The sequence below is a fragment of the Pseudonocardia ailaonensis genome, from assembly GCF_039531635.1.
Lineage (GTDB): Bacteria > Actinomycetota > Actinomycetes > Mycobacteriales > Pseudonocardiaceae > Pseudonocardia > Pseudonocardia ailaonensis.
The window spans coordinates 13,282-39,453 of sequence record NZ_BAAAQK010000027.1; the positions used below are offsets into that span (position 1 = coordinate 13,282).

At 73.9% G+C, this 26,172-nt stretch carries 30 protein-coding genes; 5 read left to right on the top strand and 25 right to left on the bottom strand.

The genetic code is table 11. From position 1 onward, the window contains the following. The first annotated feature begins 2 nt into the window (after positions 1-2). Positions 3-1,103, top strand: a complete 1,101-nt coding sequence (locus ABD324_RS31930) for an ABC transporter ATP-binding protein (RefSeq protein WP_344425757.1) — start codon at positions 3-5, stop codon at positions 1,101-1,103. An 88-nt stretch (positions 1,104-1,191) separates the two neighbouring features. Here ABD324_RS31930 and rlmN read toward each other — a convergent pair whose 3' ends face one another. Further along, positions 1,192-2,319: a dual-specificity RNA methyltransferase RlmN gene (gene rlmN / locus ABD324_RS31935; RefSeq protein WP_344425759.1), complete on the bottom strand. Its 1,128-nt coding sequence runs from the start codon at positions 2,317-2,319 to the stop codon at positions 1,192-1,194. A gap of 48 nt (positions 2,320-2,367) precedes the next feature. After that, positions 2,368-2,940 (bottom strand): hypothetical protein, encoded by a 573-nt coding sequence (locus tag ABD324_RS31940; RefSeq protein ID WP_344425761.1) that lies wholly within the window; start codon positions 2,938-2,940, stop codon positions 2,368-2,370. A 136-nt stretch (positions 2,941-3,076) separates the two neighbouring features. Here ABD324_RS31940 and ABD324_RS31945 point away from each other — a divergent pair, with 136 nt between their 5' ends. Further along, positions 3,077-3,451, top strand: coding sequence for a QcrA and Rieske domain-containing protein (locus ABD324_RS31945; RefSeq protein WP_344425764.1), 375 nt, complete (start codon positions 3,077-3,079; stop codon positions 3,449-3,451). A 95-nt stretch (positions 3,452-3,546) separates the two neighbouring features. On the opposite strand, the gene ABD324_RS31950 is transcribed toward ABD324_RS31945, so the two are convergent. Further along, positions 3,547-4,563 carry a DUF3533 domain-containing protein gene (locus ABD324_RS31950; RefSeq protein WP_344425767.1) on the bottom strand — a complete coding sequence of 339 codons (1,017 nt, stop codon included), beginning with the start codon at positions 4,561-4,563 and terminating at the stop codon, positions 3,547-3,549. 84 nt (positions 4,564-4,647) lie between these two features. Between ABD324_RS31950 and ABD324_RS31955 the strand changes: the two genes are divergently transcribed. Continuing rightward, positions 4,648-5,274 carry a TetR/AcrR family transcriptional regulator gene (locus ABD324_RS31955; RefSeq protein ID WP_344425769.1) on the top strand — a complete coding sequence of 209 codons (627 nt, stop codon included), beginning with the start codon at positions 4,648-4,650 and terminating at the stop codon, positions 5,272-5,274. Here the strand turns inward: ABD324_RS31955 and ABD324_RS31960 are convergent. From ABD324_RS31960 to rpsB, 6 genes are all read right to left on the bottom strand, one after another. Then, on the bottom strand, positions 5,264-5,989 hold the full coding sequence (locus ABD324_RS31960; RefSeq protein ID WP_344425772.1) for a class I SAM-dependent methyltransferase: 726 nt from the start codon (positions 5,987-5,989) through the stop codon (positions 5,264-5,266). The genes ABD324_RS31955 and ABD324_RS31960 overlap by 11 nt on opposite strands. Before the next feature lie 5 nt (positions 5,990-5,994). Next, on the bottom strand, positions 5,995-6,978 hold the full coding sequence (locus tag ABD324_RS31965) for a phosphatidate cytidylyltransferase (RefSeq protein WP_344425775.1): 984 nt from the start codon (positions 6,976-6,978) through the stop codon (positions 5,995-5,997). Next, the gene (gene frr / locus ABD324_RS31970; RefSeq protein ID WP_344425778.1) at positions 6,979-7,536 is read right to left on the bottom strand and encodes a ribosome recycling factor; all 558 of its coding nucleotides are present in this window, start codon (positions 7,534-7,536) and stop codon (positions 6,979-6,981) included. Positions 7,537-7,557: 21 nt separating this feature from the next. Then, positions 7,558-8,313: a UMP kinase gene (pyrH, locus tag ABD324_RS31975; RefSeq protein ID WP_425565949.1), complete on the bottom strand. Its 756-nt coding sequence runs from the start codon at positions 8,311-8,313 to the stop codon at positions 7,558-7,560. Between the two features lie 40 nt (positions 8,314-8,353). Then, positions 8,354-9,169, bottom strand: coding sequence for a translation elongation factor Ts (gene tsf, locus ABD324_RS31980; protein WP_344425781.1), 816 nt, complete (start codon positions 9,167-9,169; stop codon positions 8,354-8,356). 109 nt (positions 9,170-9,278) lie between these two features. Beyond that, on the bottom strand, positions 9,279-10,184 hold the full coding sequence (gene rpsB / locus ABD324_RS31985; RefSeq protein WP_344425784.1) for a 30S ribosomal protein S2: 906 nt from the start codon (positions 10,182-10,184) through the stop codon (positions 9,279-9,281). A 946-nt stretch (positions 10,185-11,130) separates the two neighbouring features. Here rpsB and ABD324_RS31990 point away from each other — a divergent pair. Further along, positions 11,131-11,583, top strand: coding sequence for a M23 family metallopeptidase (locus ABD324_RS31990; protein ID WP_425565950.1), 453 nt, complete (start codon positions 11,131-11,133; stop codon positions 11,581-11,583). A gap of 315 nt (positions 11,584-11,898) precedes the next feature. On the opposite strand, the gene ABD324_RS31995 is transcribed toward ABD324_RS31990, so the two are convergent. From ABD324_RS31995 to trmD, 10 genes are all read right to left on the bottom strand, one after another. Further along, on the bottom strand, positions 11,899-13,293 hold the full coding sequence (locus ABD324_RS31995) for a FliA/WhiG family RNA polymerase sigma factor (RefSeq protein ID WP_344425787.1): 1,395 nt from the start codon (positions 13,291-13,293) through the stop codon (positions 11,899-11,901). Beyond that, entirely contained in the window at positions 13,268-14,197 is a 930-nt protein-coding gene (locus ABD324_RS32000) for a tyrosine-type recombinase/integrase (RefSeq protein WP_344425790.1), read from the bottom strand. Before ABD324_RS32000 ends, ABD324_RS31995 begins: the two co-directional genes overlap by 26 nt. A gap of 187 nt (positions 14,198-14,384) precedes the next feature. Next, a complete protein-coding gene (gene dprA / locus ABD324_RS32005) occupies positions 14,385-15,548 on the bottom strand; it encodes a DNA-processing protein DprA (RefSeq protein ID WP_344425793.1) in 1,164 nt (387 codons plus the stop codon). Next, entirely contained in the window at positions 15,545-17,056 is a 1,512-nt protein-coding gene (locus tag ABD324_RS32010; protein ID WP_344425796.1) for a YifB family Mg chelatase-like AAA ATPase, read from the bottom strand. Before ABD324_RS32010 ends, dprA begins: the two co-directional genes overlap by 4 nt. Next, a complete protein-coding gene (locus ABD324_RS32015) occupies positions 17,056-17,433 on the bottom strand; it encodes a YraN family protein (RefSeq protein WP_344425799.1) in 378 nt (125 codons plus the stop codon). Before ABD324_RS32015 ends, ABD324_RS32010 begins: the two co-directional genes overlap by 1 nt. A 126-nt stretch (positions 17,434-17,559) precedes the next feature. Then, positions 17,560-17,883 carry a DUF2469 domain-containing protein gene (locus ABD324_RS32020; RefSeq protein ID WP_344425802.1) on the bottom strand — a complete coding sequence of 108 codons (324 nt, stop codon included), beginning with the start codon at positions 17,881-17,883 and terminating at the stop codon, positions 17,560-17,562. Then, entirely contained in the window at positions 17,880-18,641 is a 762-nt protein-coding gene (locus ABD324_RS32025) for a ribonuclease HII (protein ID WP_344426006.1), read from the bottom strand. The genes ABD324_RS32020 and ABD324_RS32025 overlap by 4 nt, the downstream gene beginning before the upstream one ends. 64 nt (positions 18,642-18,705) lie before the next feature. Then, positions 18,706-19,590, bottom strand: coding sequence for a signal peptidase I (gene lepB, locus ABD324_RS32030; RefSeq protein WP_425565952.1), 885 nt, complete (start codon positions 19,588-19,590; stop codon positions 18,706-18,708). A gap of 1,041 nt (positions 19,591-20,631) precedes the next feature. Then, complete coding sequence (gene rplS, locus ABD324_RS32035; RefSeq protein WP_344425808.1) at positions 20,632-20,991, bottom strand: 50S ribosomal protein L19; 360 nt, start codon at positions 20,989-20,991, stop codon at positions 20,632-20,634. A gap of 143 nt (positions 20,992-21,134) precedes the next feature. After that, entirely contained in the window at positions 21,135-21,890 is a 756-nt protein-coding gene (trmD, locus tag ABD324_RS32040; RefSeq protein WP_344425811.1) for a tRNA (guanosine(37)-N1)-methyltransferase TrmD, read from the bottom strand. 28 nt (positions 21,891-21,918) lie between these two features. On the opposite strand from trmD, the gene ABD324_RS32045 reads away from it, so the two are divergent. Further along, positions 21,919-22,644 carry an MgtC/SapB family protein gene (locus ABD324_RS32045; protein ID WP_344425814.1) on the top strand — a complete coding sequence of 242 codons (726 nt, stop codon included), beginning with the start codon at positions 21,919-21,921 and terminating at the stop codon, positions 22,642-22,644. Between the two features lie 64 nt (positions 22,645-22,708). Here ABD324_RS32045 and ABD324_RS32050 read toward each other — a convergent pair whose 3' ends face one another. The 6 genes from ABD324_RS32050 to ABD324_RS32075 all read right to left on the bottom strand — a co-directional run bounded on the left by ABD324_RS32050 (position 22,709) and on the right by ABD324_RS32075 (position 26,142). Further along, positions 22,709-23,272 carry a Clp protease N-terminal domain-containing protein gene (locus ABD324_RS32050; protein WP_344425817.1) on the bottom strand — a complete coding sequence of 188 codons (564 nt, stop codon included), beginning with the start codon at positions 23,270-23,272 and terminating at the stop codon, positions 22,709-22,711. Between the two features lie 12 nt (positions 23,273-23,284). Next, positions 23,285-23,500 carry a helix-turn-helix domain-containing protein gene (locus ABD324_RS32055; RefSeq protein WP_344425820.1) on the bottom strand — a complete coding sequence of 72 codons (216 nt, stop codon included), beginning with the start codon at positions 23,498-23,500 and terminating at the stop codon, positions 23,285-23,287. A gap of 104 nt (positions 23,501-23,604) precedes the next feature. Beyond that, entirely contained in the window at positions 23,605-24,123 is a 519-nt protein-coding gene (gene rimM, locus ABD324_RS32060) for a ribosome maturation factor RimM (protein ID WP_425565953.1), read from the bottom strand. A gap of 172 nt (positions 24,124-24,295) precedes the next feature. Continuing rightward, positions 24,296-24,535, bottom strand: a complete 240-nt coding sequence (locus ABD324_RS32065; RefSeq protein ID WP_344425826.1) for an RNA-binding protein — start codon at positions 24,533-24,535, stop codon at positions 24,296-24,298. Then, positions 24,532-24,975, bottom strand: a complete 444-nt coding sequence (rpsP, locus tag ABD324_RS32070) for a 30S ribosomal protein S16 (protein WP_344425828.1) — start codon at positions 24,973-24,975, stop codon at positions 24,532-24,534. The genes ABD324_RS32065 and rpsP overlap by 4 nt, the downstream gene beginning before the upstream one ends. A 156-nt stretch (positions 24,976-25,131) precedes the next feature. After that, positions 25,132-26,142, bottom strand: a complete 1,011-nt coding sequence (locus ABD324_RS32075) for a CPBP family intramembrane glutamic endopeptidase (RefSeq protein WP_344425831.1) — start codon at positions 26,140-26,142, stop codon at positions 25,132-25,134. Between the last annotated feature and the right edge of the window lie 30 nt (positions 26,143-26,172).

The following is a 26,172-nucleotide window of genomic DNA, read 5'->3' on the forward strand; positions in this document are numbered from 1 at the left end:
TCGTGGCTGAAGTGGTGTTCGACCAGGCGTCGCGGGTGTACACCGCGGGCGCGAAACCGGCCGTGAACCGGCTGGACCTCGAGATCGAGGACGGGGAGTTCGTGGTGCTCGTCGGGCCGTCGGGCTCCGGCAAGTCCACGGCGCTGCGCATGCTCGCCGGCCTCGAGGAGATCGACGGCGGGCAGATCCGCATCGGCGGCAAGAACATGGTCGGCGTGCCGTCGCGGGACCGGGACATCGCCATGGTGTTCCAGAACTACGCGCTCTACCCCAACAAGACGGTCGGCGAGAACATGGCCTTCCCGCTGAAGATGCGCGGGGTGGACAAGGAGGAGCGGGCGACCAAGGTCCGGGCGGCGGCCGACGTCCTCGGGCTCACGGACTACCTCGACCGCAAGCCGCGGGCGCTGTCCGGCGGGCAGCGGCAGCGCGTGGCGATGGGGCGGGCGATCGTCCGGGAGCCGCAGGTCTTCCTCATGGACGAGCCCCTGTCCAACCTCGACGCCAAGATGCGCGTCTCCACCCGCACCGAGATCGCGGCGATGCAGCGACGCCTCGGTGTCACCACCGTCTACGTCACCCACGACCAGGTCGAGGCCATGACGATGGGCGACCGGGTGGCGCTGCTCAAGGACGGGCAGCTGCAGCAGTTCGCCACCCCGGCGGACCTCTACGACAAGCCCGCCAACGCCTTCGTCGCCGGGTTCATCGGCTCGCCCGCGATGAACCTGTTCACGCTGCCGGTGTCCGGTGAGGGGGTGACGATCGGGTCGTCGGAGCTGGCACTGCCGCGGTCGCTGCGCTCGCGGATCTCCTCCGCGGGACTCTCCCGTGTGCTGCTGGGGATCCGGCCGGAACAGTGGAGCGTGGGCTCCTCCTCGTCGGCGGACGGATCGGGCTCCGGGGTGAAGGCGCAGGTCGACGTCGTCGAGGAACTGGGCAGCGACGCCTACCTCTACGCGCACCTCGACGACTCCGAGGCGACCCCGGTGGTCGTCCGGACCAGTGGGCGCTCCGGCTCCCGCCGCGGGGACCACATCGTCCTGACGCCCACGAGCGAGGAGCTGCATCTGTTCGACCCGGAGTCGGGCGAACGCGTCTGACCACCCCGTGAGTGGCGATAGTCGCCCTGGCGACTATCGCCACTCACGAGGTTCGCCGCCGTGTTGTCTCTCGCGGCTCGCCGCCCTGTTATTTCTCGCGGCTCGCCGCGGCGAGCTGGCCGCAGGCGGCGTCGATCTCCTGGCCGCGGGTGTCCCGGACCGTGCAGGACACGCCCGCGGCCTCGACCCGGCGGACGAACTCGCGCTCGACGGGCTTGGGGCTCGCGTCCCACTCGCTGCCCGGGGTGGGGTTGAGCGGGATCAGGTTGACGTGCACGCGCTTGGTGCCGATCCGCTGCCGCAGGACCTTGCCGAGCAGGTCGGCGCGCCACGGCTGGTCGTTGACGTCCCTGATCAGCGCGTACTCGATGGAGACGCGGCGACCGGTCGTCATCGCGTAGCGGCGGCCGGCGTCGAGCACCTCCCCGACCTTCCAACGGTTGTTGACGGGGACCAGGGTGTCGCGCAGCTCGTCGTCCGGGGTGTGCAGGGAGATCGCCAGGGTGACCGGCAGGCCCTCCTGCGCGAGCCGGTCGATCGCCGGCACGAGCCCGACGGTGCTCACCGTGATGCCGCGCGCGGAGATGCCGAAACCGTTCGGGGCGGGCTCGGTGATGCGGCGCAGCGCCGCCACCACCCGCTTGTAGTTCGCGAGCGGCTCGCCCATCCCCATGAAGACGATGTTGGACAGCCGCCGGTCCGGGCCGAGCGCCCCGTCACGGGCGGCCCTCGCGGCCTGGCGGACCTGGTCGACGATCTCGGCCGTGGAGAGGTTGCGGTCGAGGCCGCCCTGGCCGGTGGCGCAGAAGGGGCAGGCCATCCCGCAGCCGGCCTGGCTCGAGATGCAGACGGTCGCCCGGTCCGGATAGCCCATGAGCACCATCTCGGCGAGCGTGCCGTCGTGGCCCTTCCAGAGCGTCTTGCGGGTCTGCCCGTCGTCGCACACCTGCTCGCGCACGCTCGTGACCAGCGGCGGGAGCAGGGTGCCGAGCTGCTCGCGGGCCGCGGCGGGGAGATCGGTCATCTCCTCGACGTCCGCGTCGAGGCGGCCGAAGTAGTGCCGCGCGAGCTGGTCCACCCGGAAACCGGGCAGGCCGAGCTCCTGGGCCACCGCCTTGCGGTCGGCGGGATCCAGGTCGGCGAGGTGGCGGGGCGGGGTCTTCGTCGCCGGCGCGTCGAAGACGAGGGGCAGGGGCGAGGGCGGAGCAGCAGACATGTCCCCCCGATTGTGCCAGGTCGAGGTCCGCGGCGGGCGGGTGCGCTCCTACCGCCCGACGCGCGCGCGGAGCTCGCCGACCACGCCGAGCCGGCGCGCCGCCGCCGCCCACAGCACCGCGGCGCTGCCGAACCCGACCACACCCAGCGGCGTGGCGGTGCCGGCGGTGTTCAGCGCCAGCAGGGCGCCGATCGCGCCGATGACCACGAGCAGCCCGCCGACGGCGACGAAGGACCGCTCACCCAGCGTCGTGGAGAGCGGGAACAGCGCCGCGCCGACGACGGCGACGCCGAGCGGGACCGTGAGCTCGCCCCAGCCGTTCCCGATCAGGGGCAGCACGATGCCGAGCGCGACCAGCACCACGAGCACACCGATCCCCAGCCGGAACACGCGCAGGCGCAGCCGGCCGTCGAGCCGCGCGCCGAGCCCGTGGCGGCGCCGCAGCGAGACGAACGCCCAGCCGGTGACCAGCAGGCCCAGGGCCATGATCAGCGTGCCGCCACCCGTGCCGAGACCCAGCGCGCCGGCCACCCAGGCCGCGCCGCCGAGCAGGATCTCCAGCTGCGGCAGCGGGATCCCGGCGCGCGGTTCGGGGATGCGGGCCCGCACGGTTCGGCTCATACGGCCACGGTAGCGACCCCTCCACACACGGGTCTCAAGCCCCTGCTGGGAGGCTGATCGTCCACCACACTTCTTGGAGCTCCCCGTGACCGACCAGCACGTTCCCGCCGGACCCGTCCTCAGCAGGAGGGCCGCGGTGGCTGGTGTCGGCGCCGCGGCCGTCGGTATCGGGCTCGTGGCCGCGGGCTGCAGCGCCGACTCGGACTCCCCCGCCCCGGCCGGGGCGGGCACCGTCCTCGGCCCCGTCTCGGCGGTCCCGGTCGGCAGCGCGGCGGTGTTCAGCGACCAGGGCGTGCTGGTCACCCAGCCGACCGCGGGCACCTACCAGGGCTACTCGACGACCTGCCCCCACCAGGGCTGCGAGGTCTCCCGGGTGCAGGGTGCCACGCTGGTGTGCCCCTGCCACGGCAGCAGCTTCGGCCTGGACGGCTCGCTCAAGAGCGGCCCGGCCACGAAGGGCCTCACCCCGACGAAGGTCAGCGTCTCGGGAGACCAGCTCACCGTGGGCTGAGCCCCTGCCCTTCCCGCGAGCCGGCCTCGTCCGTCCCGCGAGTCGGCACTATCGGGAGGCCGAACAACACGTTCACGACGTCGCAGTCGTGTGTTTCAGGCTCCGGAGAGTGCCGACTCGCGGGGGTGGGTGGGGGCCTCGTGGCGGCCGTGGGTCGTGCGGCGGGTGCGGAGCCAGGTGCCGGCCAGGGCGACGACGACGCCTCCGGCGATCCAGGCGGCGATCACCAGGAGCGGGGAGCCGAGGCCCGTGGCGTCGAAGTAGACGATCCGGCGCAGGGCGTCGACACCGGCGCCGTTGGGGAGCCACCCGCCGAGGCCGCTCCAGAAGGGTGGCAGCACGCCGGCCTGGTAGGCGCCGCCCGCGCTGGGGTTGCCGAGGACCACGAAGAGCAGGATCGTCACGCCGATCCCGACCACCCCGAGCAGCGCCGAGAGGGCGACGGTCACGGCCGCGGCCGCGAAGGTCAGGGCGGTGCCGAGGGCCCAGAGACCCACGACGTGGCCGGTCAGGGCGCCGAGCACCGGGCCGGCGACCAGGGCGCCACCGAGCCCGCCGAGCACCGAGAACCCCAGCGCGACACCCAGGCGCCCGACGATCGTGCGCAGTCCGGGGCGCTTCGCGCCGGTCAGGCCGAGGAGGGCCGCGAGCAGGTAGCCACCGACGATCCAGCCCGTGACCAGGTAGAACCCGCTGAGTCCGCGGGCGTCGCCGGACTGGACCGGGACGACGTCCTGCACCGAGACGGTGCGGCCCCGGGCGGCCTCGGCCTGCGTGACGACCGACTCGGCGGCGCTCGACAGCGACCCTCCGCCGGCCCCGGCGACGAGCAGGGTGTCACGGGTGCCGGCCGGATCGACGAGCAGGACGCCGCTGGTGCGGTCCGCGGCCAGGTCCGCGCGGGCGCCCGCCTCGTCGGCCGCGGTGGCCGCCAGCGGGGCCCCGGGCAGGGCGTCCAGCTGCTGCGCGACGGCGGCGGGCGCCACCACCTCGACGGACACGCGGTCGGGTGCGGGTGCGTGGAACGCGCCCACGTAGCTCAGCACGAATCCCAGCTGGAGCCCCAGGACGGCGAGGAGCAGCCCCGCGGTCCGTCCGATGGTCCGGGTCATGACGGTCACCTTCTCGATACGCTCGTGTATTCGATACACAACTGTACTCGATGCAAGGGTGTATCGTGCTGTTCAGGAGGTCACATGTCCGCTCCCCACCCCGGTCCCCGCGTCACCCGGCGCCGCGCCGAGACGCGCGCCCGCCTGCTCCTGGCCGCGCTCGACGTCTTCGTCGACCGCGGCGTGGGCGCGACCAGCGTCGAGCAGGTGTGCGAGGCGGCCGGCTACACGCGCGGGGCGTTCTACTCGAACTTCTCCAGCCTGGACGAGCTGCTGCTCACCCTCTACGAGCAGCGGTCCGCCGCGGTCCTCGCCGCGCTGGAGGAGGCGCTGGCCCGGCTCACCGGGCCCGCGGCCGTCGGGACCCTGACGGACGTCGTCGACGATCTGCTGACCGCGCACCTCGCCGACCGCCGATGGCTGGTGATGCAGACCGAGATCGCGCTGCACGCGCTGCGCACCCCGGCGGCGGCCGGGGAGGTCGCCGCCCGGCGGGCCCGGCTGCGGGAGCGGGTCGGCGCGCTGATCGCCCAGGCGGCACAGCGGGCCGGGCGGCGGCTCACGACCTCCCCGGACGAGCTCGCCAGCGCGGCGTTGGCGCTGGTCGAGGGCGCCCGGCTGCAGGCCTGGCTCGAACCCGGGGACGGGCCGGTGCGCACGGACCGGCTGCTGCTCACCGCGCTGCTGGAGCAGTACACGGTCAGCGCGTGAGGATCCCCGAGGGCCGGCGACGGGTGTGGAGCCGGTAGCCGACGGGCAGCGACAGGCCGGTGGTCCCGGCGATCGCGCGTTCCGCGGTGGCGGGCGCGAACTCGATGCGCAGCACGGCGTCGAGGGTCGCGCGGTCCGGGAAGCGCCAGGTGGAGATCACGCGCTGCTGGGTGAAGCCGTGGCGGGCGAAGAAGCGCTCCACCGCGGCCGGGTCGTAGCGCGGGAGGTCGGCGCGCAGCCAGTCCCCGTAGGGCGGCACGGTGAAGTCGAGATCGACGATCGCGAGGACACCGCCGGGCCGCAGCACCCGCTCCGCCTCGGCCAGACCGGGCTCGCAGCCCTCACCGAAGAAGTAGGCGGTCCGGGCGTGGACCACGTCCGCGCTCGCGTCAGGGAGCGGGAGGGCCTCGGCGCCCCCGCGCCGCACCTCGACGCCGCGCGCCTGCGCCCGGGTGACCAGGGGCGGATGCGGTTCGACGCCGACGACCGACCGGGCCTCCTCGGCGAACCGGGGCAGGTGGAACCCGTCCCCACAGCCGACGTCCACGACGTCCAGACCCGCCCACGGGGCCGCCGCGCGCAGCGCCGCCCACAGCACGCCGTCCGCGTCCTGGGCGAGGTTCTCCCGCTCGTAGACCTCGGGCCAGTGCCAGATGTTCGGGCTGGGGATGGCGGGCCCGGTCTTCAGCTGGCCGCCGAAACCCTTGTACCGCATCGACGTCAGGTGGGAACGAAGGCGCTGAGCAGCGCCCACGACACGAACGCGGCGGGGAGCAGCGAGTCCATGCGGTCCATCAGGCCGCCGTGACCCGGCAGCAGCGTGCCCATGTCCTTGATGCCGAGGTCCCGCTTGATCAGCGACTCGGTGAGGTCGCCCAGGGTCGCGGTGATCACGAGCACCACGCCCAGGATCGCCCCCAGCCACCACTGCCCGTCGAGCATCAGGCGGACCGACAGCGCGCCGGCGACGGCCCCGGCGACGACCGAGCCGGCGAAGCCCTCCCAGGACTTCTTGGGACTGATCGTCGGCGCCATCGGGTGCCGGCCGGCGAGTACGCCCGCCGCGTAGCCGCCGACGTCCGACGCCACCACGCAGATCATGTAGGTGAGCACGCGGCCGACGCCGTCCTCCGGCATGACCAGGAGCACGGCGAAGGAGACGAAGAACGGCACGTAGGCGGCGGTGAAGATGCCCGCGCCGACGTCCCGCAGGAAGTTCTCGGCACCGAGCCGCATCCGGTACAACAGGGACACCAGCACCGTGGTCGCGAACGCGACGGCGGAACCCTGCAACCCGAACGGCCAGGCCAGCCACACCATCGCCTGCCCGCCGACCAGCAGCACCGGCAGCGGGACCTCGATGCCGGCCGAGCGGCGCAGCGCACCCGCCAGCTCCCAGGTGCCGACGGCGGCCGCGGCGGCGAGCACGATCGTGAACGCCTGCCGCTGGAACAGCAGCGACGCGAGGATGACCACCCCCAGCGACACCCCGACAGCGATGGCCGCGACGAGATTGCGGCCGAGCCGGGCCGAGCGCGACGGCGGCGCCGCGGGGGTGCCGGGCAGGCCGGAACCCGGGAGGTCCGACGTCACCGGGGGCACGGGCCCCGCATCCTGGTCGGCGCCCGGCTCGGCGACGTGGTCCGACGCATGGTCGGCGGCGTCGTGGTCAGCGTCGTGGTCAGCGCTGTGGGAGGTGGTCATTCAGACCTCGAGGAGCTCGGCTTCCTTGTGCTTGACGAGCTCGTCGACCTGCGCGACGTACTTGTCGGTGGTGCTCTGCAGCTCTTTCTCGGCGCGGGCCACCTCGTCCTCGCCGGCCTCGCCCTCCTTGACGATGCGGTGCAGCTCGTCCATCGCCTTGCGGCGGAGGTTGCGGATGGTCACCCGCGCGTCCTCACCCTTGCCGCGGGCGACCTTGACCATCTCGCGGCGGCGCTCCTCGGACAGCTGCGGGATGACGCACCGGATGATCTGCCCGTCGTTGCTCGGGTTCAGGCCCAGGTCCGAGTTCCGGATGGCCGTCTCCATCGCCTTGAGCGAGCTCGCGTCGTACGGCTTGATGACGGCCATGCGGGCCTCGGGCACGGACACCGAGGCCAGCTGGTTGAGCGGGGTGATGGCGCCGTAGTAGTCGACGACGACCTTCGAGAACATCGAGGGGGTCGCCCGGCCGGTGCGCACACCGGCCATGTCGTCCTTCGCGACGTCGACGGCCTTCTCCATCTTCTCCTCGGCGTCGAAGAGGGTTTCGTCGATCACGGCTGCTCCCCTGGCTCGTACTCAGATCTCGGGTGTGCTGACCAGCGTGCCGATCCTCTCACCACGGACCGCGCGAGCGATGTTCCCCTCCGTGAGGAGGTTGAACACGATGATCGGCATCTTGTTGTCCATGCACAGGCTGAACGCCGTGGCGTCCGCGACCTTCAGCCCCTGCTCGAGCACCTCGCGGTGGGTGATCTCGTGGAACATCTCGGCCGTCGGGTCCGTCTTGGGGTCGGCGGTGTACACCCCGTCGACGCCCTTGGCCAGCAGCAGCGCCTCGCAGCCGATCTCCAGGGCCCGCTGTGCACCGGCGGTGTCCGTGGAGAAGAACGGCATCCCGACGCCCGCGCCGAAGATCACCACGCGGCCCTTCTCGAGGTGCCGGATGGCGCGCCGCGGGATGTACGCCTCGGCGACCTGGCCCATCGTGATCGCCGTCTGCACGCGGGTGTCGAGATGGTGCTCGCGCTCCAGGAAGTCCTGCAGCGCGAGGCAGTTCATGACCGTGGCCAGCATGCCCATGTAGTCGGCCCGGGAACGGTCCATTCCCCGCTGCTGCAGCTCGCTGCCGCGGAAGAAGTTGCCGCCGCCGATGACGATCGCGATCTGGGCGCCACTGCTGACGACCTCCGCGACCTGCCGCGACACGGTCTCCACGACCTTGGGATCGACGCCGAGCCCACCACCGCCGAACATCTCGCCACCGAGCTTCAACAGCACGCGGCGGAACGGTCCGCGGGGTTGGCCGTCGGCGTCGATCCCCAGGTCGCTCATCACACTCCTCGCCGGTCGGGCGCTCGCGCGCCCGGTCCGGTCAGTTCTGGCCGACCTCGAAGCGCACGAAGTCCTTCACCGTCACGCCGGCCTCGTCGAGGAGCGCCTTGACGCTCTTCTTCGAGTCCAGCACGGACGCCTGCTCCAGCAGGACGACGTCCTTGTAGAAGCCGGTGATCCGGCCCTCGACGATCCGGTCCAGGATCTTCTCGGGCTTGCCCTCCTCGCGGGCGGTGGCCTCGGCGATGCGCTTCTCGTTCTCGATCACCTCGGCCGGGACCTGGTCCCGGGTGGTGAACTGCGGGCGCGCGGCGGCGATGTGCATCGCCACGTTGCGGGCCGCGTCGGCGTCCTCACCCTCGTACGCGACGAGCGCGCCGATGGCCGGCGGCAGGTCGGACGCGCGCCGGTGCAGGTAGACCGCGACCGGGCCGTCGACGTGGATGTAGCGCTTGAGCTCGAGCTTCTCGCCGATCCGGGCCGACAGGGCCTGGACCGCGTCCGCCACGGTGGCGCCGTCGAGCGGGGCCTTGGCCAGCGCCTCGACGTCGGCGGGCTTCTGCTCGACCGCGACCGCCAGGATCTTGGTGGCGAGGGAGATGAAGTCGTCGCTCTTCGCGACGAAGTCCGTCTCGCAGTTCAGCTCGACCATGGTGCCGCCCTCGGCGACGACCAGGCCGTTGGAGGTGGAGCGCTCGGCGCGCTTGCCCACGTCCTTCGCACCCTTGATGCGGAGCAGCTCGACAGCCTTGTCGAAGTCGCCCTCGGACTCCTCGAGCGCCTTCTTGCAGTCCATCATCCCGGAGCCGGTGAGCTCACGGAGCCGCTTGACGTCGGCGGCGGTGTAGTTCGCCATCTCGGTGTCTTCTCGTCCTTCGCGGTGGAGTACGCGGGTTCTAGCGGGTGGGAGTCACGCAGGACCGGCCCCGGCGGCCGGGCGGAGATGCCCGGCCGCCGGGAGCGGATCAGCCTGCGGTCTGCTGGGTGCCGTTGCTCGTGGTCGCCGGGGCGGCCGGGGTCTCGGCGGGGGCCTCGGCGGCCGGCTCGGCCGCCGCAGCGGTCGCGGCGGTCTCGGTGGGGAGGCTCGCGCCGTCCGATCCACCGCCGGTGAGGAGCTCCTGCTCCCACTCGGCCAGCGGCTCCTCGGCCCCGCCCGCCTTCTCGCTGTCGTTCCGGTTGCCACCGGAGCGGGCGAGCAGGCCGTCGGCCGCCGCCTTCGCGATCACCTTGGTGAGCAGCGCCGCGGAACGGATCGCGTCGTCGTTGCCCGGGATCGGGAAGTCGACCTCGTCGGGGTCGCAGTTGGTGTCCAGGATGGAGACGACCGGGATGTTGAGCTTCCGGGCCTCGCCGACGGCGATGTGCTCCTTCTTGGTGTCCACGATCCAGACCGCGCTGGGCACCTTGGACATGTCGCGAATACCGCCGAGGGTCTTCTCGAGCTTGTCCTTCTCACGGGTGAGCATGAGGATCTCCTTCTTGGTGCGACCCTCGAAGCCCCCCGTCTGCTCCATCGACTCCAGCTCCTTGAGGCGCTGGAGGCGCTTGTGCACGGTCTGGAAGTTGGTGAGCATGCCGCCCAGCCAGCGCTGGTTGACGTACGGCATGTTGACCCGGCCCGCCTCCTCGGCGATGGCCTCCTGCGCCTGCTTCTTGGTGCCGACGAACATGATCGTGCCGCCGTGCGCGACGGTCTCGCGCACGAACTCGTAGGCCCGGTCGATGTACGACAGCGTCTGCTGCAGGTCGATGATGTAGATGCCGTTGCGCTCGGTGAGGATGTAGCGCTTCATCTTCGGGTTCCAGCGCCTTGTCTGGTGCCCGAAGTGCACGCCGCTGTCGAGCAGCTGCTTCATGGTGACGACGGCCATGGCCGGTGTTCACCTCTCGGTCGTGCGCGGAACGTGGGTACGTCTCGCACGGGGCGGTTGTCGCGGAACCCCCGGTGGAGGATCCGCTCTGGCGCCGCGTCGGTTCCCGGACCCGCTCCCTCGCCCCTCGGCTCGGATGCGGGACCGCCCGGTCACCGTCGCCCCCGGAAGCCGGAGGCACGCGAGCGCGCGAAGTCACCTCGGACTTGCCGAGGCGCGGTGTCGAGTGTACGCCGGGGCCTCCGACCGTCGTCACCGGCACGGCCCTGCGCGGGCAGGTTGTCCACAGGATCGGGCACCTGTGGGTGGATTCGTGCCGTCGGCCGCGGGATCCCCAGGTCGGGGGCAGGGTGACGGCATGCGACGGCGGGATGGGGCGGCACGGCGGGTGGTGGGTCGGGCTGTCAGTCCGGCTGTGGGTCGGGCTGTCAGTCCGGCTGTCAGTCGGGCTGTCAGTCGGGCTGTCAGTCGGGCTGTGGTGGCCGTGGCGGTCGTCGCGGCGGCGACGGGGTCCGGGGTGCTCGACGGCGTCTCCGGGCTTCCCGGGGTGGCTGCGGCGGAGTTGTCGACCGCGGCGGCTCCTGCAGCGGCGGCACCTGCTGCCGTGCCTCCGACGGCCGTGCCTCCTGCTGCCGTGCCTCCGACGGCCGTGCCTCCTGCTGCCGTGCCTCCGACGGCCGTGCCTCCTGCTGCCGTGCCTCCGACGGCCGTGCCTCCTACTGCCGTGCCTCCGACGGCCGTGCCTCCTACTGCCGTGCCTCCGACGGCCGTGCCTCCTACTGCCGTGCCTCCGACGGCCGTGCCTCCTGCTGCCGTGCCTCCGACGGCCGTGCCTCCTGCTGCCGTGCGTCCTGCATCGGCGGCTCCTCCGGCGATCGGGACTGGGGCGGCGGGACGGCAGGCGGTCCTGCCGGAGGGGCCGGAGCTCGGGGCTGCGGTGCCGGTGGTGCCGGTTCCCGGGGCGGACTACGGCTGGCCGCTCTCCCCCGTGCCCCAGGTCGCCAGGGCGTTCGACCGGCCGCCGTTCTTCTACGGGCGCGGGCACCGGGGTGCCGACCTCGCCGGGACCCCTGGGCAGGCCGTCCTGGCCGCGCGGGACGGGATCGTGGTGTTCGCCGGGCCCGTGGCCGGACGCGGCGTGGTGTCGGTCGAGCACGCCGACGGGCTGCGCACCACCTACGAGCCGGTCGCGGGCACCGTCGCGGTCGGGGTGCGGGTGCGGCGCGGGGACCCGGTCGGCACTCTGGAGGAGGGCCATCCGGGCTGCCCGGCCGCCGCCTGCCTGCACTGGGGGGTGCGGCGGGCGAGCGGCGCGGATGCCGAGTACTACGACCCGCTCGTCCTGCTCCGCCCGCGCCACGTACGGCTGCTCCCACTGCCGGACCCGTGGCCTGCATGACCACGGCCGGTCCGACCACCGCCGGTCCGATCGCGGCCTGTCCGACCACCACCAGTCCGACCACCGCCGGTCCGATCGCGGCCTGTCCGACCGCCGCCAGTCCGACCACCGCCGGTCCGATCGCGGCCTGTCCGACCACCACCGGTCCGACCACCACCGGTCCGACCACCACCAGTCCGACCACCACCGGTCCGACCACCACCAGTCCGAGCACCGCCAGTCCGACCAGGGTCGGTCGGCCGAGGCCCGGCCCGGCGCGCTGCCCTGCCCCCACAGCGTCGCGGCCGCCGGGGGGACGCGGCTCGTGGGCGGGCCTCAGCCCGCCTCGAACTCGCCCAGCCGGGTCCGCAGCCGGCTGACCAGGCGGGCGTGCAGCTGGCACACCCGGGACTCGGTGACCCCCAGCCGGCCCCCGATCTCGGCGAGGGTGAGGTTCTCCAGGTAGTAGAGGCGCACGACCTCCCGGTCCCGCTCCCCCAGCGTCCCGACGGCGACGACCAGCTCCCGCACTGTCTCCTGGTGCTCGACCCGCTCGACGGGGTCGGGGGCACCGTCGTCCGCGATCAGGTCGGCGAGGCCGGTGGCCGGTGCGGCGCCGGCGGAGCGGGCCTCCTCCCAGCCCTCGGTGCTCACGAGCTGCCGGTGCTGCGCGGCGGCCCGGAGCTCGCGGAGGCCGATGCCCAGCTCGGCGGCGAGCTCCTCGTCCGCGGCCGAACGGCCGAGCCGCACCTCGAGGCGCTCCCGCATCCGATCGATCTCGCGGCGACGGGCCCGGACGGTGCGGGGCACCCAGTCCTGGGCGCGGAGCTCGTCGAGCATCGCCCCGCGGATCCGCTGGGCCGCGAAGCTCTCGAAGCGGACCTCATGGGCGGGCTCGAAACGCTCGACGGCGTCGATCAGGCCGAACGTCCCCACCTGCACCAGGTCGGCCGCATCGACGTGCACGGGCAGGCCACCGGCCATCCGGCCGGCCACCGCACGGACGAGCGCGCGGTAGTGCAGCACCAGCCGGTCCCGGGCCGGGACCGTGCGACCGGCGAGATAGTCCGTCCACAACGTCGAGGTGATGTGGGCGGCCGGAGCGTCGCCCCCCGCATCTCGGGCCGGCAGGGCCTCGGCACTTCGGACCGCGCCCATCGAGACGGAATCGAGCGGGACAGCGCCCATCGGGACGGCGCCCATCGGGACGGCGCCCATCGGGACGGCGCCCATCGGGACGGCGCCCATCGGGACGGCGCCCATCGGGACGGCGCCCATCGGGACGGCGCCCATCGGGACGGAATCGAGCGGGACAGCGCCGATCGGGACACAGTCGACCCGAGCGGCGTCGACCGGGACAGCGCCGATCGGGACCGAGTCGGCCGGGCCGGCGGGGGCCCGCGTGCCGGCGTGGGCGCCCGGCCGGGTGTCACCGGAACCGGCGGACCCGATCGGGCGAACCGCGGGGCGGTCGGGCGTGTCGGGGCGGAGCGGGGAGACCAGGGCGACGTGCTCGGACGCCGTGACCGGGCCGCCGAGGTTCGCCGCCGGCGACTGCCCGTCGCCGGTGGGACCCCCGTCGATCGCCGGGAGGGCCCGCAGTGGCACCCTGCGCTCGGTGCACCGGGTGCCGGACAGGGCCAGTGCGAGCGCCCCGGCGAGGTCCCTCGGCGCCGTGACCTGGGCAGACTCGTCGGCCAGGGCATCACGCCCGGGGATGAGCCTGGTCATGGACCACCTTCAGACGGTCGACTGTCACATGCGTGTAGAGCTGAGTGGTTGACAGCGTAGCGTGACCGAGCAACTCCTGTACGTAACGAAGGTCCGCGCCGCCGTCGAGGAGATGGGTCGCCGCCGCGTGCCGGAAGCCGTGTGGACCGATGTCCGGCGCGCCCGGGATCGCCGAGACCGCCCGGTGCACGATCGTGCGAGCCACCCGCGGATCGAGGCGCCCGCCCTTCACCCCCAGGAACAGCGCGGGCGGCGAGCCGGGGCGGGCGAGCGCCGGACGACCGCGCTCCCGCCACCGCCGAAGCGCCGCGGCCGCAGGGCCGCCGAACACCACCGTCCGCTCCCGATCCCCCTTCCCGAGCACCCGCAGGGTGCGGCGGCCGTCGTCGACGTCGTCCACGTCCGCACCGCAGGCCTCGCCGACGCGCACGCCGGTGGCGTACAGCAGCTCGAGCAGGGCGAGGTCCCGGAGGGCCTCGGGATGCTCCTCGGCCGCGCCCGATCCCGCGGCCTCGAGGACCGCCGCCACCTGGTCCTCCCTCAGCACCTCGGGCAGGGCGTTCTGCGCGCGCGGCGAGCTCAGCCGGGCGCCCGGGTCCGAGGCGAGCAGGCCGAGTCGCGCGGCCCACGCCGTGAAGGTCCGGGCGGCCGCGGCCCGGCGGGCCAGCGTCGCCCGCCCGATGCCGGCGGCGTGCGCCTCCCCGAGCCGGCCTCGGAGGTGGGCGAGGTCGAGGTCGGCGAGCGAGCCGAGCCCGGCCAGCATCCCGTGCAGGTCCGACCGGTAGGCCCGCAGTGTGTTCGCCGAGCGCCCCCGCTCCAGCTCGAGGTGCCGCAGGAACCGCTCGACCGCCTCGACGACCTCGTCGGCAGGCGCGTCGGAGGGCTGCTGCTGTCGGGAGGCCATGGCCGGACGGTGCGGCGTCCGGCCCCGGAGGTCAAGCGTGCCGCGCCGGGCGTCCGCCGCTCGGTGCCCGCCGAGTGCTGCCGGGGCGAACGGGTGCTGCCGGGCGCTGGTGGTCCGGTGTCGAGTGCTGGTGGGCATCGGCGGCCCCGCCCAGCCGGTCCGGCTGGAGAGGCCCACCGCCTGCCGCTCAGTCCGACGGGGGCTCGGTGACCCGCTGCCACCGCCCCTCCTGGTGCAGCGCGAGGCTCCGCCGCTCCAGCTCGACCAGCGCGGCCCGCACCGCGTCCGTGCCGAGGCCCGACTCCACCGCCAGCCAGCCGACGTCCCGTGCCGCCCGCGGCGGCAGCGCGTCGTGGACCAGCCGCTGCTGCTCGTCGAGGCCGTCCGTGGGCCGCTCGGGTCGTGGCAGGGGCGCGGCCAGGTCGATGCCCAGCCGTCCGGTGGCCTCCGTGACCTCCGCGGCGCTGCTCACCAGCAATGCGTCCCGGCGCAGCAGCTCGTGGCATCCCGCGGAGGCCGCCGAGGTCACCGGACCCGGTACCGCCATCAGGACGGTGCCGAGGGCCCGCGCGTCGGACGCCGTGCGCTGGGCGCCGCTGCGCAGGGCCGCCTCGACGACGACGGTCCCGGCGGCCAGCGCCGCGATCAGCCGGTTCCGCACGAGGAAGCGATGGCGGGCGGGCACCGCGCCGGGCGGGTACTCCGACACCACCAGCCCGGTCGCCGCGATGCGCTCGATCATCGCCGAGTGCGAGGCCGGGTAGACCCGGTCCGGCCCGCAGGCCAGCACGGCGATCGTGGGTCCGCCGACGGAGAGGGCTCCTCGGTGCGCCGCACCGTCGATGCCGATCGCCGCGCCGGACACCACGGTCTGCCCGGCCGACGCGAGTGCCCGTCCGAGGTCCGAGGCGACGTGCATGCCGTACCCGGTCGCGTTGCGGGCGCCGACCACGGCCACGGCCCGCTCGGTGAGCTCCGCGAGGGATCCCGGCCCGCGCACCCACAGACCCAGTGGCGACACCAGCTCGTCGCTCGCCGCGAGCGCGAAGCAGGCGAACGGCCAGTGCGGCCAGCTCGGGTCCTCCGGGACGAGCAGCCGCGCCCCGGCGGCGGCCGCGGCGGCGAGATCGGCCTCGGCATGATCGTTCTTGCGGCGGGCCGAGGTCTCCTTCGCCACCTCCCGCGACACGTCCCCCCGCCGGATCGCCTCCGCGGCCGCCACCGCGCCCACCCGGTCCACGAACCGCCCGGTCTGCGGGGCCGGCGGTTCCGCCACCCGGAGCAGGTAGGCCCGCGCCCGCAGGATCTCCTCGTCGACGGCCACCCCCGCCGTCCTCACGGAGCTGCTCATGCCGCACCCCGCTCACGGAAGAAGAGGGCGTTGTCGACGTCCTCGCGGTGGGGCCGGTCCGACCCAGACAGATCCGCCAGGGTCCACGCGACCCGCAGAGCGCGATCGGCTCCACGGGCCGAGAGCTCCCCGGCGCGCATCCGCTGCTCCAACGGCCGGACGACAGCCCGTGGCAGGGCGAACTCCGCCCGCAGGGCCGGGCCGGGGACCTCGGCGTTGGTCCGCCACCCGTGCTCCGCCCAGCGCGCCCCGGCCGCCTCCCGGGCCGCGATGACCCGGGCCCGCACGGTCTGCGTGGACTCGGCCGCCTCGCCGCCCGGGTCGCCGAACCCGGTCACCGGCGCCATCCGGGCCCGCAGGTCGACCCGGTCGAGCAGCGGCCCCGAGAGCCGCCCGAGGTAGCGGCGGCGCTCCAGCGACTTGCACACGCAGTCCTGGTCCCGGGTCGGTGCGCAGGGGCACGGGTTCGCGGCCAGCACCAGCTGGAACCGCGCCGGATAGCGCACGGTCCCCTCCGTCCGCGCGAGCCGGACCTCGCCCTCCTCGAGCGGGGTGCGCAGGGCGTCGAGGACGTGCGGCGCGAACTCGGCGCACTCGTCGAGGAAAAGGACTCCGCGATGCGCCATCGACACCGCTCCCGGCCGGGCCAGCCCGCTCCCCCCGCCGAGCAGCGACGCCATGGACGACGAGTGGTGCGGCGCCTCGAACGGGGCGACCGTGCTGAGTGGATCGCCCTGCAGCGCACCGACCACGGACCGGATGGACGCGAGCTGCAGCGCCTGGTCCCGGGTGAGCGCCGGCAGCAGCCCGACGATCCGGCGGGCCAGCATGGTCTTGCCCGTGCCCGGCGGCCCGACCAGCAGCAGATGGTGCCCGCCCGCGGCGGCGACCTCGAGCGCGCGCCGGGCGTCCGGCTGGCCGACGACGTCCGCCAGCTCGGGCACGTTCGTCGCGTGCACCGCCGGGAGCTCTCCCGGCCGCTCGAGCACCTGCTCCCCGGCGAACCATCCGAGCACCTGCGGGAGCGTCTCGGCGCCGAAGACCTCGACACCGTCGACCAGGCCGGCCTCCGCCAGCGTCGCGACCGGCACGACGATCCGGCGCAGGCCCGCGTCGCGCGCCGCGAGCACGCTCGGGAGCACCCCGCGGACCGGCCGCACCCGCCCGTCGAGCGCCAGCTCGCCGAGCAGGACCGTCTGCGCCACCCGCTCCCGGTCGACCAGGCCGGCACCGGCGAGGACGGACACCGCCAGCGCGAGATCGAACCGGGAGCCCGCCTTGCGCAGGGTCGCCGGCGAGAGCGCCAGCAGGATCCGCACCGACGGCCACTCCTTGCCGGCGCTCATGATCGCCGAACGCATGCGGTGCACGGACTCCTGCAGCGCCGCATCGGGCAGCCCGACGATCTGCACCCCGGGGATCCCGCCGCCGACCAGGGCCTCGATCTCGATCGGCACACCCTCGACCCCGTGCAGTGCGACCGACCAGCCGCGCGCGAGCCCCGCCATCAGAACGCCGCCCGGTAGTGCTGGAGCGTGACCGGGCGACCGGGTCGCATCAGGACCGCGACCACGTCGAAGCGGATCTCCACCCAGGGCACCTGGTGGGTCGCCAGCCACGCCTTGGTGACCCGGCGGATCCGCTGGGCCTTCCGGCCGTCGACCGCCTCGGCGGGCTCCCCGTACCGGGTGCCGGACCGCGTCTTGATCTCCGCGACGACCAGTCGCGCGCGCCGCCCGCCCTCCGTGATCGGTTCGGTGCCGACCACGTCGATCTCGCCGTCCCGGCACCGCCAGTTGCGGTCCAGCACCACCAGCCCGTGGTCGGTGAGGTAGCGGACCGCGAGGTCCTCACCCCGGCGCCCGAGCTCGTCCTTCGCTGCCATGCCGCCACGATCGCCGGTCCGGGCGACATCCGGGCGGGAACCGCGAAATCCGTCCACACGAGCCGGAAACGGTGGACAACTCCCCCGCCGGCGCGTTCGGACGGCCGCCGGTGTCGGGGGCGCGTGCTATTGGCCGAACGTGTCGCTCTCGGGCAGCCGCAGGTCCGGCTTGTCGAGCTCCTCGATGTTCACGTCCTTGAACGTGAGCACCCGGACGTTCTTCACGAACCGCGCGGGCCGGTACATGTCCCACACCCACGCGTCGGACATCCGGACCTCGAAGTAGACCTCGCCGTCCGCGTTGCGCGGGGCGACGTCGACCGAGTTGGCCAGGTAGAAGCGGCGCTCGGTCTCCACGACGTAGGAGAACTGCGACACGATGTCGCGGTACTCCTTGTAGAGCGTGAGCTCCATCTCGGTCTCGTACTTCTCGAGATCCTCGGCGCTCACGACTCGACTCCCCCTGCAGCGATCTCCGGCTCCCCGACGAACGGCCCGTCGTCGGGGACCTCCACGGCCGCCCCATTCTGGACCACCGCGCGGCGTGCGCCGACACGGGCCACCGACGCGACGTTCACGAAGGAGAAGCGGTGGTCGGGGCAGGGGCCGTGCTCACCGAGCGCGGCGTCGTGCACCGGCGTGCAGTAGCCCTTGTGCTCGCCGAACCGGTACTCCGGGTACTTCGCGTCGAGCTCGACCATGATCCGGTCCCTGGTCACCTTGGCCAGCACGGACGCGGCCGCCACGCACGCCGACGTCAGGTCGCCCTTGGGCACGGCGAGGCTCGGCCGGCCGAAGCCGCGCACCGGGAAGCCGTCCGTGAGGACGTACCCGGGCGGGTTCGCCAGGCCGGCGACCGCGCGGCGCATGCCCTCGATGTTGGCGATGTGCACACCGCGGCGGTCCACCTCGGCGGGCGGGATGACGATGACGGCGAAGTCCTCCGCCCGGCGGACGATGCGGGAGTAGAACTCCTCGCGCATCGCGGGCGTGAGCAGCTTGGAGTCGGTCAGGCCCTCGAGCCGCTTGGCGTCCCCCGACCGCAGCACGCACGCGGCGACGACGAGCGGTCCGGCGCACGCCCCGCGCCCGGCCTCGTCGACCCCCGCGACGGGGCCGAGGCCGTGGCGTTGCAACGTGCTCTGCAGGGTCCAGGTGCCGGCCGACGCGCGCACCGTCGCCCGCCCCGGCTGGTACTGCGGCGGCAGGAGCTCGGCGGGACAGCGGCGGCGCAGCGGGCTGCGGCGGGGCCGCGAGACGGGCGCCGCCACCTCAGGTCTTGTGCCGACGGCTCTTGTGCCGGCGACGGGAAGGCGGCAGGAACTCCTCCTCGGCCGCCGCCGCGAGCAGCGACCGCCTCCGGATCAGCGCGAACGGCAGCACCGCGAACACGCTCAGGGCGAGCGGGACGGTCCCGTCGCCGGGCCCGAGGGCCGTGGCCGCCGGCTGCTGCGGGTTCGGGTCCGGGATGAAGCCGAACCTGCTGATCGGCAGGACCTTCAGCCGCGCCTTGCCGATCACGTTCGCCACCGGGATGGCCCCGTGACCGTCGATGCGGGAGTCCGAGGAGTTGTTGCGGCTGTCGCCCTGCACCCACAGCTCGCCCTGCGGCACCGTGACCGGCCCGAACGGGATCTGCCGCGCCGGCCCGGCCTCGGGCAGGTAGTAGATGTAGGGCTCGTCCAGCGGCTGGCCGTCGACCATGACGCGGTTGCGGGAGTCGCAGCAGGCCACCGTCTGCCCACCCGTGGCGACGACGCGCTTGACGAAGTCCTTCTCGTCCGGCGGCGCCAGCCCGACCAGGGACAGGAACTGCTGGAACGCGACACCCAGCGTGCTCGTGGGCTCGTCGACGGTGAACTCGGTGTTCACCCAGCTGTCCGGCCCGCGGAAGACCACGACGTCCCCGGGCCGGGGGTCGGTGAACCGGTAGGTGACCTTGTCGACGAGGACGCGGTCGTTGTTGCAGCCCGTGCAGCCGTGCAGCGTGGTCTCCATCGATCCCGAGGGGATGACGTAGACCTTCGCCAGGAACGCCTGGATGAGGATGGTGAGGACGAGCGCCACCCCGATGAGGAGCGGCAGCTCCTTCCAGAAGTTGTTGCGACGACGCCGGCCGGTGCGGGGCTTCTTGCCCCCGGCGGACTGTTTGGCCACGTAGTCCGCGGCCGGATGGCTGTCCGGGGAGACGCCGGCGCGCCTGCGGTGCCGGCCGGGTACGCCGTCCACCTCGGCGGACTCGACGCGCAGCTGGGGATCGAGCGGGCGGTCGGCGTCGGCCGCGTCCTCGGTGTCCTCGACCGGGACGGCGCCGACGACGTCGGTCGGGCGGTCGTCGGGACGGGGGCCCTGAGGCCGGCGCGGACCCTGCCCCTGGCGGGGGTCCTGTCCCTGGCGGGGGTCCTGCCCCTGACGCGGGTCCGGCCCACGGGGCGGTCCGACGCGGCGGGGCTCGGCCCGGCGGACGGGCGGAGGTCCGGCGGGACCCTGCTGACCGGGACCGGACGGGCCGGGGCCGCCCGGGAAACCGGGGCCCGACGGCCCGGGGCCGCCGTAGGTGGCGGGGCCGTTGACCGGCGGACCGCCCTGACCCGAGCCGTTCGGAACGGGTCCGGACGAGCGGGGCACGTTGCGCGGAGGGTCGCCCTGAACGGGCCCCCCGGTCGAACCGGCACCGTGGGGGACGGCACCGTGGGGGACGGCACCGTACGAGCCGGTCCCGTTCGGCTGCGAGCCGTGGGGCACCGCACCGTACGAACCGGTCCCGTTCGGCTGCGAGCCATGGGGAACCGCACCGTAGGTACCGGTGCCGTTGGCCCCGGAACCGTTGGCCCCGTTGGCGTTCGCCCCCGGACCCTGCGGTCCACGGCCGGCCTGGCCGTTCCCCGGCGTCACGGCCGGAGCCGATCCGCTCGGCGAGAACAGCGGGTGCTCCGGCTCGGCGGGAACCGGGACCTCGGTCCTCGGGCCACCGGGCGGCGGAGCCATCCCGTACGGCCCCGGGAAGGGGGCGCCGTTCGGACCGGTACCGGGAACGTGTCGCACGGGCCGCTCCTCCGTGGGGGCCGTGGGAACCGGGCCGCCCGCCCGTCCGGACGGGCGCTCGGGCTCGTTCCCCGGGATGCCGCGCCGGTCGGGGAGCTCGGTTGACGCCACGTGATGAGGCTACGTCACCGGGCCGTCACGGACGGGTGAGGCTCAGGACGCGGTGGGGGTCTCGCGCTTCTCCTTGATCTTCGCGGCCTTGCCGCGCAGGTCACGGAGGTAGTAGAGCTTCGCGCGGCGCACGTCGCCGCGGGTGAAGACCTCGATCTTCTCGATGTTCGGAGTGTGCACCGGGAAGGTGCGCTCCACGCCGACACCGAACGACACCTTGCGGACCGTGAAGGTCTCGCGGGCACCGGCGCCCTGGCGGCGGATGACGACGCCCTGGAACACCTGGACACGGGAGCGGCTGCCCTCGATGACCTTCACGTGCACCTTGAGCGTGTCACCCGGCCGGAAGGCGGGGATGTCGGAACGCAGGATCTGCGCGTCCAGGTCGTCCAGGGTGTTCATCGCGGGGTCCGTCCTCAGTCCTGATCAGTCTCTCGTGCAGGCGTACCGTGCCAGGGCGCACGCCGGGGCCACCGATCCCGTGCGGGAGGCGCCGACTGCGGCACGACGGCCGCTGGCAACCCGTCCATAGTGCCAGACGGCTCCTACGACGGTTCACCCAGGGCGTCCAGCACCGCCCGGTCGGCCTTGTCGAGGGCCCCCTCCGGCAGCGCCGCCAGCAGGTCGGGGCGGCGCGCCGCGGTCCGCTCGAGCGCCCGGTCCCGCCGCCAGCGGGCGACCGCCGCATGGTTGCCGCTGCGCAGCACCGCCGGCACCGGCAGCTCCCGCCACACCTCGGGACGGGTGTACGCGGGCCCCTCGAGGAGCCCGTCGGAGAAGGAGTCCTCGGCCGCCGAGCGCGGGTTGCCGAGCACCCCGGGCAGCAGCCGGACGACGGCCTCCACCATCACCAGCACCGCGACCTCGCCCCCGACCAGCACGTAGTCACCGATGCTCACCTCGTCGACGGGCATCCGCCGCGCGTAGTGGTCGACGACGCGCTGGTCGATCCCCTCGTAGCGGCCGCAGGCGAAGACCAGCCGCTCCTCGGCCGCCCACTCGTGGGCCACGGCCTGCGTGAACGGCCGGCCCGCGGGCGTCGGCACCACCAGCCGGGCGGGCGGGTCGACGACTCCACCGACCAGGCTGTCCAGTGCGTCGCCCCACACCTGCGGCTTCATGACCATGCCGGGGCCGCCGCCGTACGGGGCGTCGTCGACGGCGTGGTGGACGTCGTGCGTCCAGTCCCGCAGGTCGTGGACGGCGAGGTCGATCAGCCCGGCCTCCAGCGCCCTGCCCAGCAGAGCCGCTCGGAGCGGGGCAAGGTATCCCGGGAAAATCGTCACGACGTCGATCCGCACCGCGCGGATCCTGCCAAAAGGAGGTCGGATGCCCGCGCTCTGGTCGTCCGACGCGCAGTGGTCGCTGCTGCTGCCGGTACTGCTGGCCCTCGTGCTGACCACGGTCATCGGGATCGAGCGGGAGGCCGGCGCGAAGAGCGCGGGCCTGCGCACGCACACCCTGGTCGGCGTCGGCGCTGCGGTGTTCATGCTGGTGTCCAAGTACGGCTTCGCCGACCTGCTGGGCACCGACCACGTCGCCCTGGACCCGTCCCGGATCGGGGCCCAGATCGTCTCCGGGATCGGGTTCATCGGCGGCGGCCTGATCTTCGTCCGGCAGGACGCCGTCCGCGGCCTGACGACGGCGGCGACCGTCTGGCTGGCCGCCGGCATCGGCATGGCCTGCGGCGCGGGCCTGCCGGTCCTGGCCGTCGGCGCCACGGCGGGGCACTTCGTCGTCACCCGCGGCCTGCTCCCGCTCGCCCGGGTCACCCGACGCCGCCGCCGTGAGCCCCCGGTTCTGCGTCTGAGCTACCGCGACGGCCACGGCCTCCTGCGGACCCTGATCGGCCTCTGCACCCAACGCGGCTGGGCCGTGGAGGACCTCGCGATCGAACGGGAGTCCTTCACCGACGACGGCACCCGCCTCGCCGCCGTCACCCTGCGGCTGGCCGGGCGCGGCGACCTCACGGCGCTGGCCGGGGAGCTCTCCGAGGTCGAGGGCGTCCGCTCGGCCCGCACCGGCCGGGAGGACGCCCTCGACGACGAGGAGTAGGGGACGTCCGACGGATCGATGCCGGGGTCCGCCCGGGCCTGCCGGAGATCCGTCGGACGCCCGCTCAGGCCCCTTCCTCCCCCGCGACGGCCTCGGCGACCGCGGCTCGCATGCTCTCCAGCGTGAGCCCGCGCGCCGTCATGATGTGATGCGCCGCACCACCGTCGGCCGCGAGCAGGCCGAGCAGGACGTGCTCGCTGCCGATGTGCTTGTGCTTGAGGGCCAGGGCCTCGCGCAGCGCGAGCTCGAGGGCCTTCTTGCTCGCCGCGTCGAACGGGATGTGCCCCATCAGCCGGCGCTGCTTGCCCGCCCGGGTCCGCTCCAGGGCGCCCGGGCCGAAGTTCTCCTCCGCCGCACGCCGGACCTCCTCGAGGTCGATCCCGAGTGCTTTGAGCTTCGCCGCGTCGGGCGAGCGCTCGTCCCGGATGATCCGCTCGACCTCGGACTCGACGTCCGCCTGCGCGAGGCCCGCGGCACCCAGCAGCGCGGGCGCCGTGGCCCCGGGGGGCGCGGCGTACAGGCTGATCAGCAGGTTCTCGCTGCGGATGTGGTCCTGCTTGCGCTCCCGCGCGTCCTCCTGCGCGAGGACGACGACCCGGCGGGCACTGACCGTGAACTTCTCGAACATCGTCGTCTCCCCCTAGTACCCGAGCCGGCTGTACTTCTTGTGCACCGCCTGCTTGCTCACCTGCAGCACGCCCGCTATCTGTGCCCAGGACCAGCCCTGGGAGCGGGCGCTGCCCACCTGGAGCTCCTCCAGCGACTCCTGCAGCGCGCGTAGCGCCGCCACCGCCGCCAGGCCGACGTGCGGGTCCTTACTGGACGCCGCCGCGGCAACCGTTGTCGCATCGCTCATGTCGTCAACCTACGTTGACGGCGCGCATCCGTCAACCAAAGTTGACGACGGGGACACGAAGAAGGCCCCGCCGCAGCGCGACGGGGCCTTCTCCCTGCAGACTCTCAGGCGGTGTCGAGATCCAGGAGCCCCTCGGGAGGGGCGACGACGACCCGGCCACCGGCCAGGTCGACGGTCGGGACGATCTCGCTCACGAACGGCACCAGCGCGTCCGGCCGGCCCTCCCGGACGATCGCCAGGAGGTCTCCCGCCGGCCCGAGGACGACCTCGCGGACGCTGCCGATCACGGTGCCGTCGGCCAGCTCGGCCCGCAGGCCCTCCAGCTGGTGGACGTGGAACTCCTCGGGATCCGCGGGCGCCGCGAGCTCGGCCAGCGGGATCAGCAGCTGGACGCCGCGCAGCTCCTCGGCCGCGGTGCGGTCCGGTGCCTCGCGGAAACGGACGAGCAGCCGCCCGGAGTGCGGACGGCTGCTCTCCACGGTCAGCACCGAGTCCCGGGCGCCCCGCCGGCGGGCCCGCAGCACGGAACCCTCGGCGAAGCGTTCCTCCGGCGAGTCGGTCCGCACGTCGACGGAGAGCTCACCGCGCAGCCCGTGGGCCCGCGCGATGATCCCGACCAGCAGCTCCCCGCCGGCCGCGGAGGACGGCCCGGACGGCGCCGGCGGAGCCGGACGGGCGGGCCGGCGGATCCCCGCCGACGCCCGCCGCGACCTGCCCGGCGAACCTCCGGACCCGCCCGACGACGAACCGCCGGAGCGGCCCGAGGACGACCTGTCGGCCGAGCCCGGGGACGACCTATCGGTCGGTGTCGACGACATCGACCCGCACGCCCCGGCCGCCGATCCCGGACATCACGGTGCGCAGCGCGGTGGCGGTGCGCCCGCCGCGGCCGATGACCTTACCGAGGTCCTCGGGATGCACCCGGACCTCGAGGGTGCGGCCGCGCCGGTTCGTGACGAGGTCCACCCGGACCTCCTCCGGGTGGTCGACGATGCCCCGGACCAGGTGCTCCAGGGCGTCCGCCAGCATGCTCACGCCTCAGACGGTGCAGCCGGCTCGGCCGACTCGTCGGCCTTCTCGGCCTTCGGGGCCGCCTTCTTCCGCGGCGTGGTGGCCTCGGTGGTGGGCTCCTCGCCGGCCGCGGCGAGCGCCGCGTTGAAGCGGGCCAGCTTGTCGACCTTCTCCGGCTGCGGCTTGAGGGTGCCCTCGGTGCCCGGCAGTCCCTTGAACTTCTGCCAGTCGCCGGTGATCTCGAGCAGGTGCTGCACCGGCTCGGTCGGCAGCGCGCCGACACCCAGCCAGTACAGCGCGCGCTCCGAGTCGATCTCGATGAGGCTCGGCTCGTTCTTGGGGTGGTACTTGCCGATCGTCTCGATGGCGCGCCCGCTGCGGCGGGTGCGCGAGTCGGCGACGACGACGCGGTAGTACGGCTGACGGATCTTGCCCAGACGCATCAGCTTGATCTTGACGGCCACGCTTCTCGGTACTCCTCGCGGATCGTGTGTGCTGCTCGTGAGTCAGCGCAGGCCCGCGTGGGGGTACGGCTCGCTCACTCTGTGAATCTCGTGCTCGTCGGCCGCGGCATCGGTAGAGGGCCGGCCACGGACCCGACACGCCATTCTGCCAGACGCCTATCCCAGCGCGGGCACCCCACCGGTCAGCGCGAGGGCCAGACCCAGCGCCGGGAGCAGGTTGTTGACCTGGTGGGCCACGATGCTGGCCGGCAGCCGGCCCGTGAACACCCTGGCCAGACCGATCGGCAGCGCCACGACGAGCAGCAGCGGCGTGCGGGTCAGCTCGAAGTGGGCCATCGCGAACATCACCGTCGTGATGGCGAACGCGATCCAGCGGTTCGCGCCGTGCTTGGTCACCGCGCCCCACAGCAGCCCGCGGTAGACGATCTCCTCGCACACCGGCGCCACGAACGCCACCAGCACGAACACCCCGAGCGCGGCCGCCCAGCCGACCCGGATGCCGTCGAACGCCTGGCCGACGGCGGTGGTCGCGTTGTCCATCCCGACCACGGACACGTAGATCGCCGACGCCGGGATGCTGATCACGAGCCCGCCGAGGCCCCAGAGCATCCCGATCCCGGCGTCGCGGGCGCTCCAGCGCAGCCCGAGGTCGATCACGGGCCCGTTGCCGCGGACCTTCGTGATCAGCAGGGCGGTGCCGGCGGCGAGCAGGGTGGGGACGCTGAGCCCGAGCACCACGCCCGCCACCGTGTTCCCGCTGCGGAGCATCAGGAGGGCGATCAGGAACGAGGACCCGAGGAAGAGCACCTCGACGATCACGTACGCCCCGATCCCCCAGCGGTGCCGGGGCGGGGCGGGCGGCACGGGCGGCACCGGGCCGGCGGGACCGCCCGGGTCCACGCCGTAGGGGCCGGGCGCCCCGAACCCGGCCGGGGCGAGCGCCTGCTCGGCCGAATGCGCCGCCGCGCCGGACCCGAACGCCACGGGCGCGCGGCCGGCACCGACCGGCTCCCCCGTTCCTCGCTCGACCGCATCCGGCACGGGCGCGTCCCCGGGCTCGGACGGCTCGGACGGCCCGGACGGCCCGGACGGCGAGGCCCCGCCGTTCGCCGGACGCGCCCACGGCGACGGGTCGTCGGGAGGAGGGGAGGAGTCGGGCTGGCCCACGACCCGACGCTACCCGTCCCCCCGCCGGGC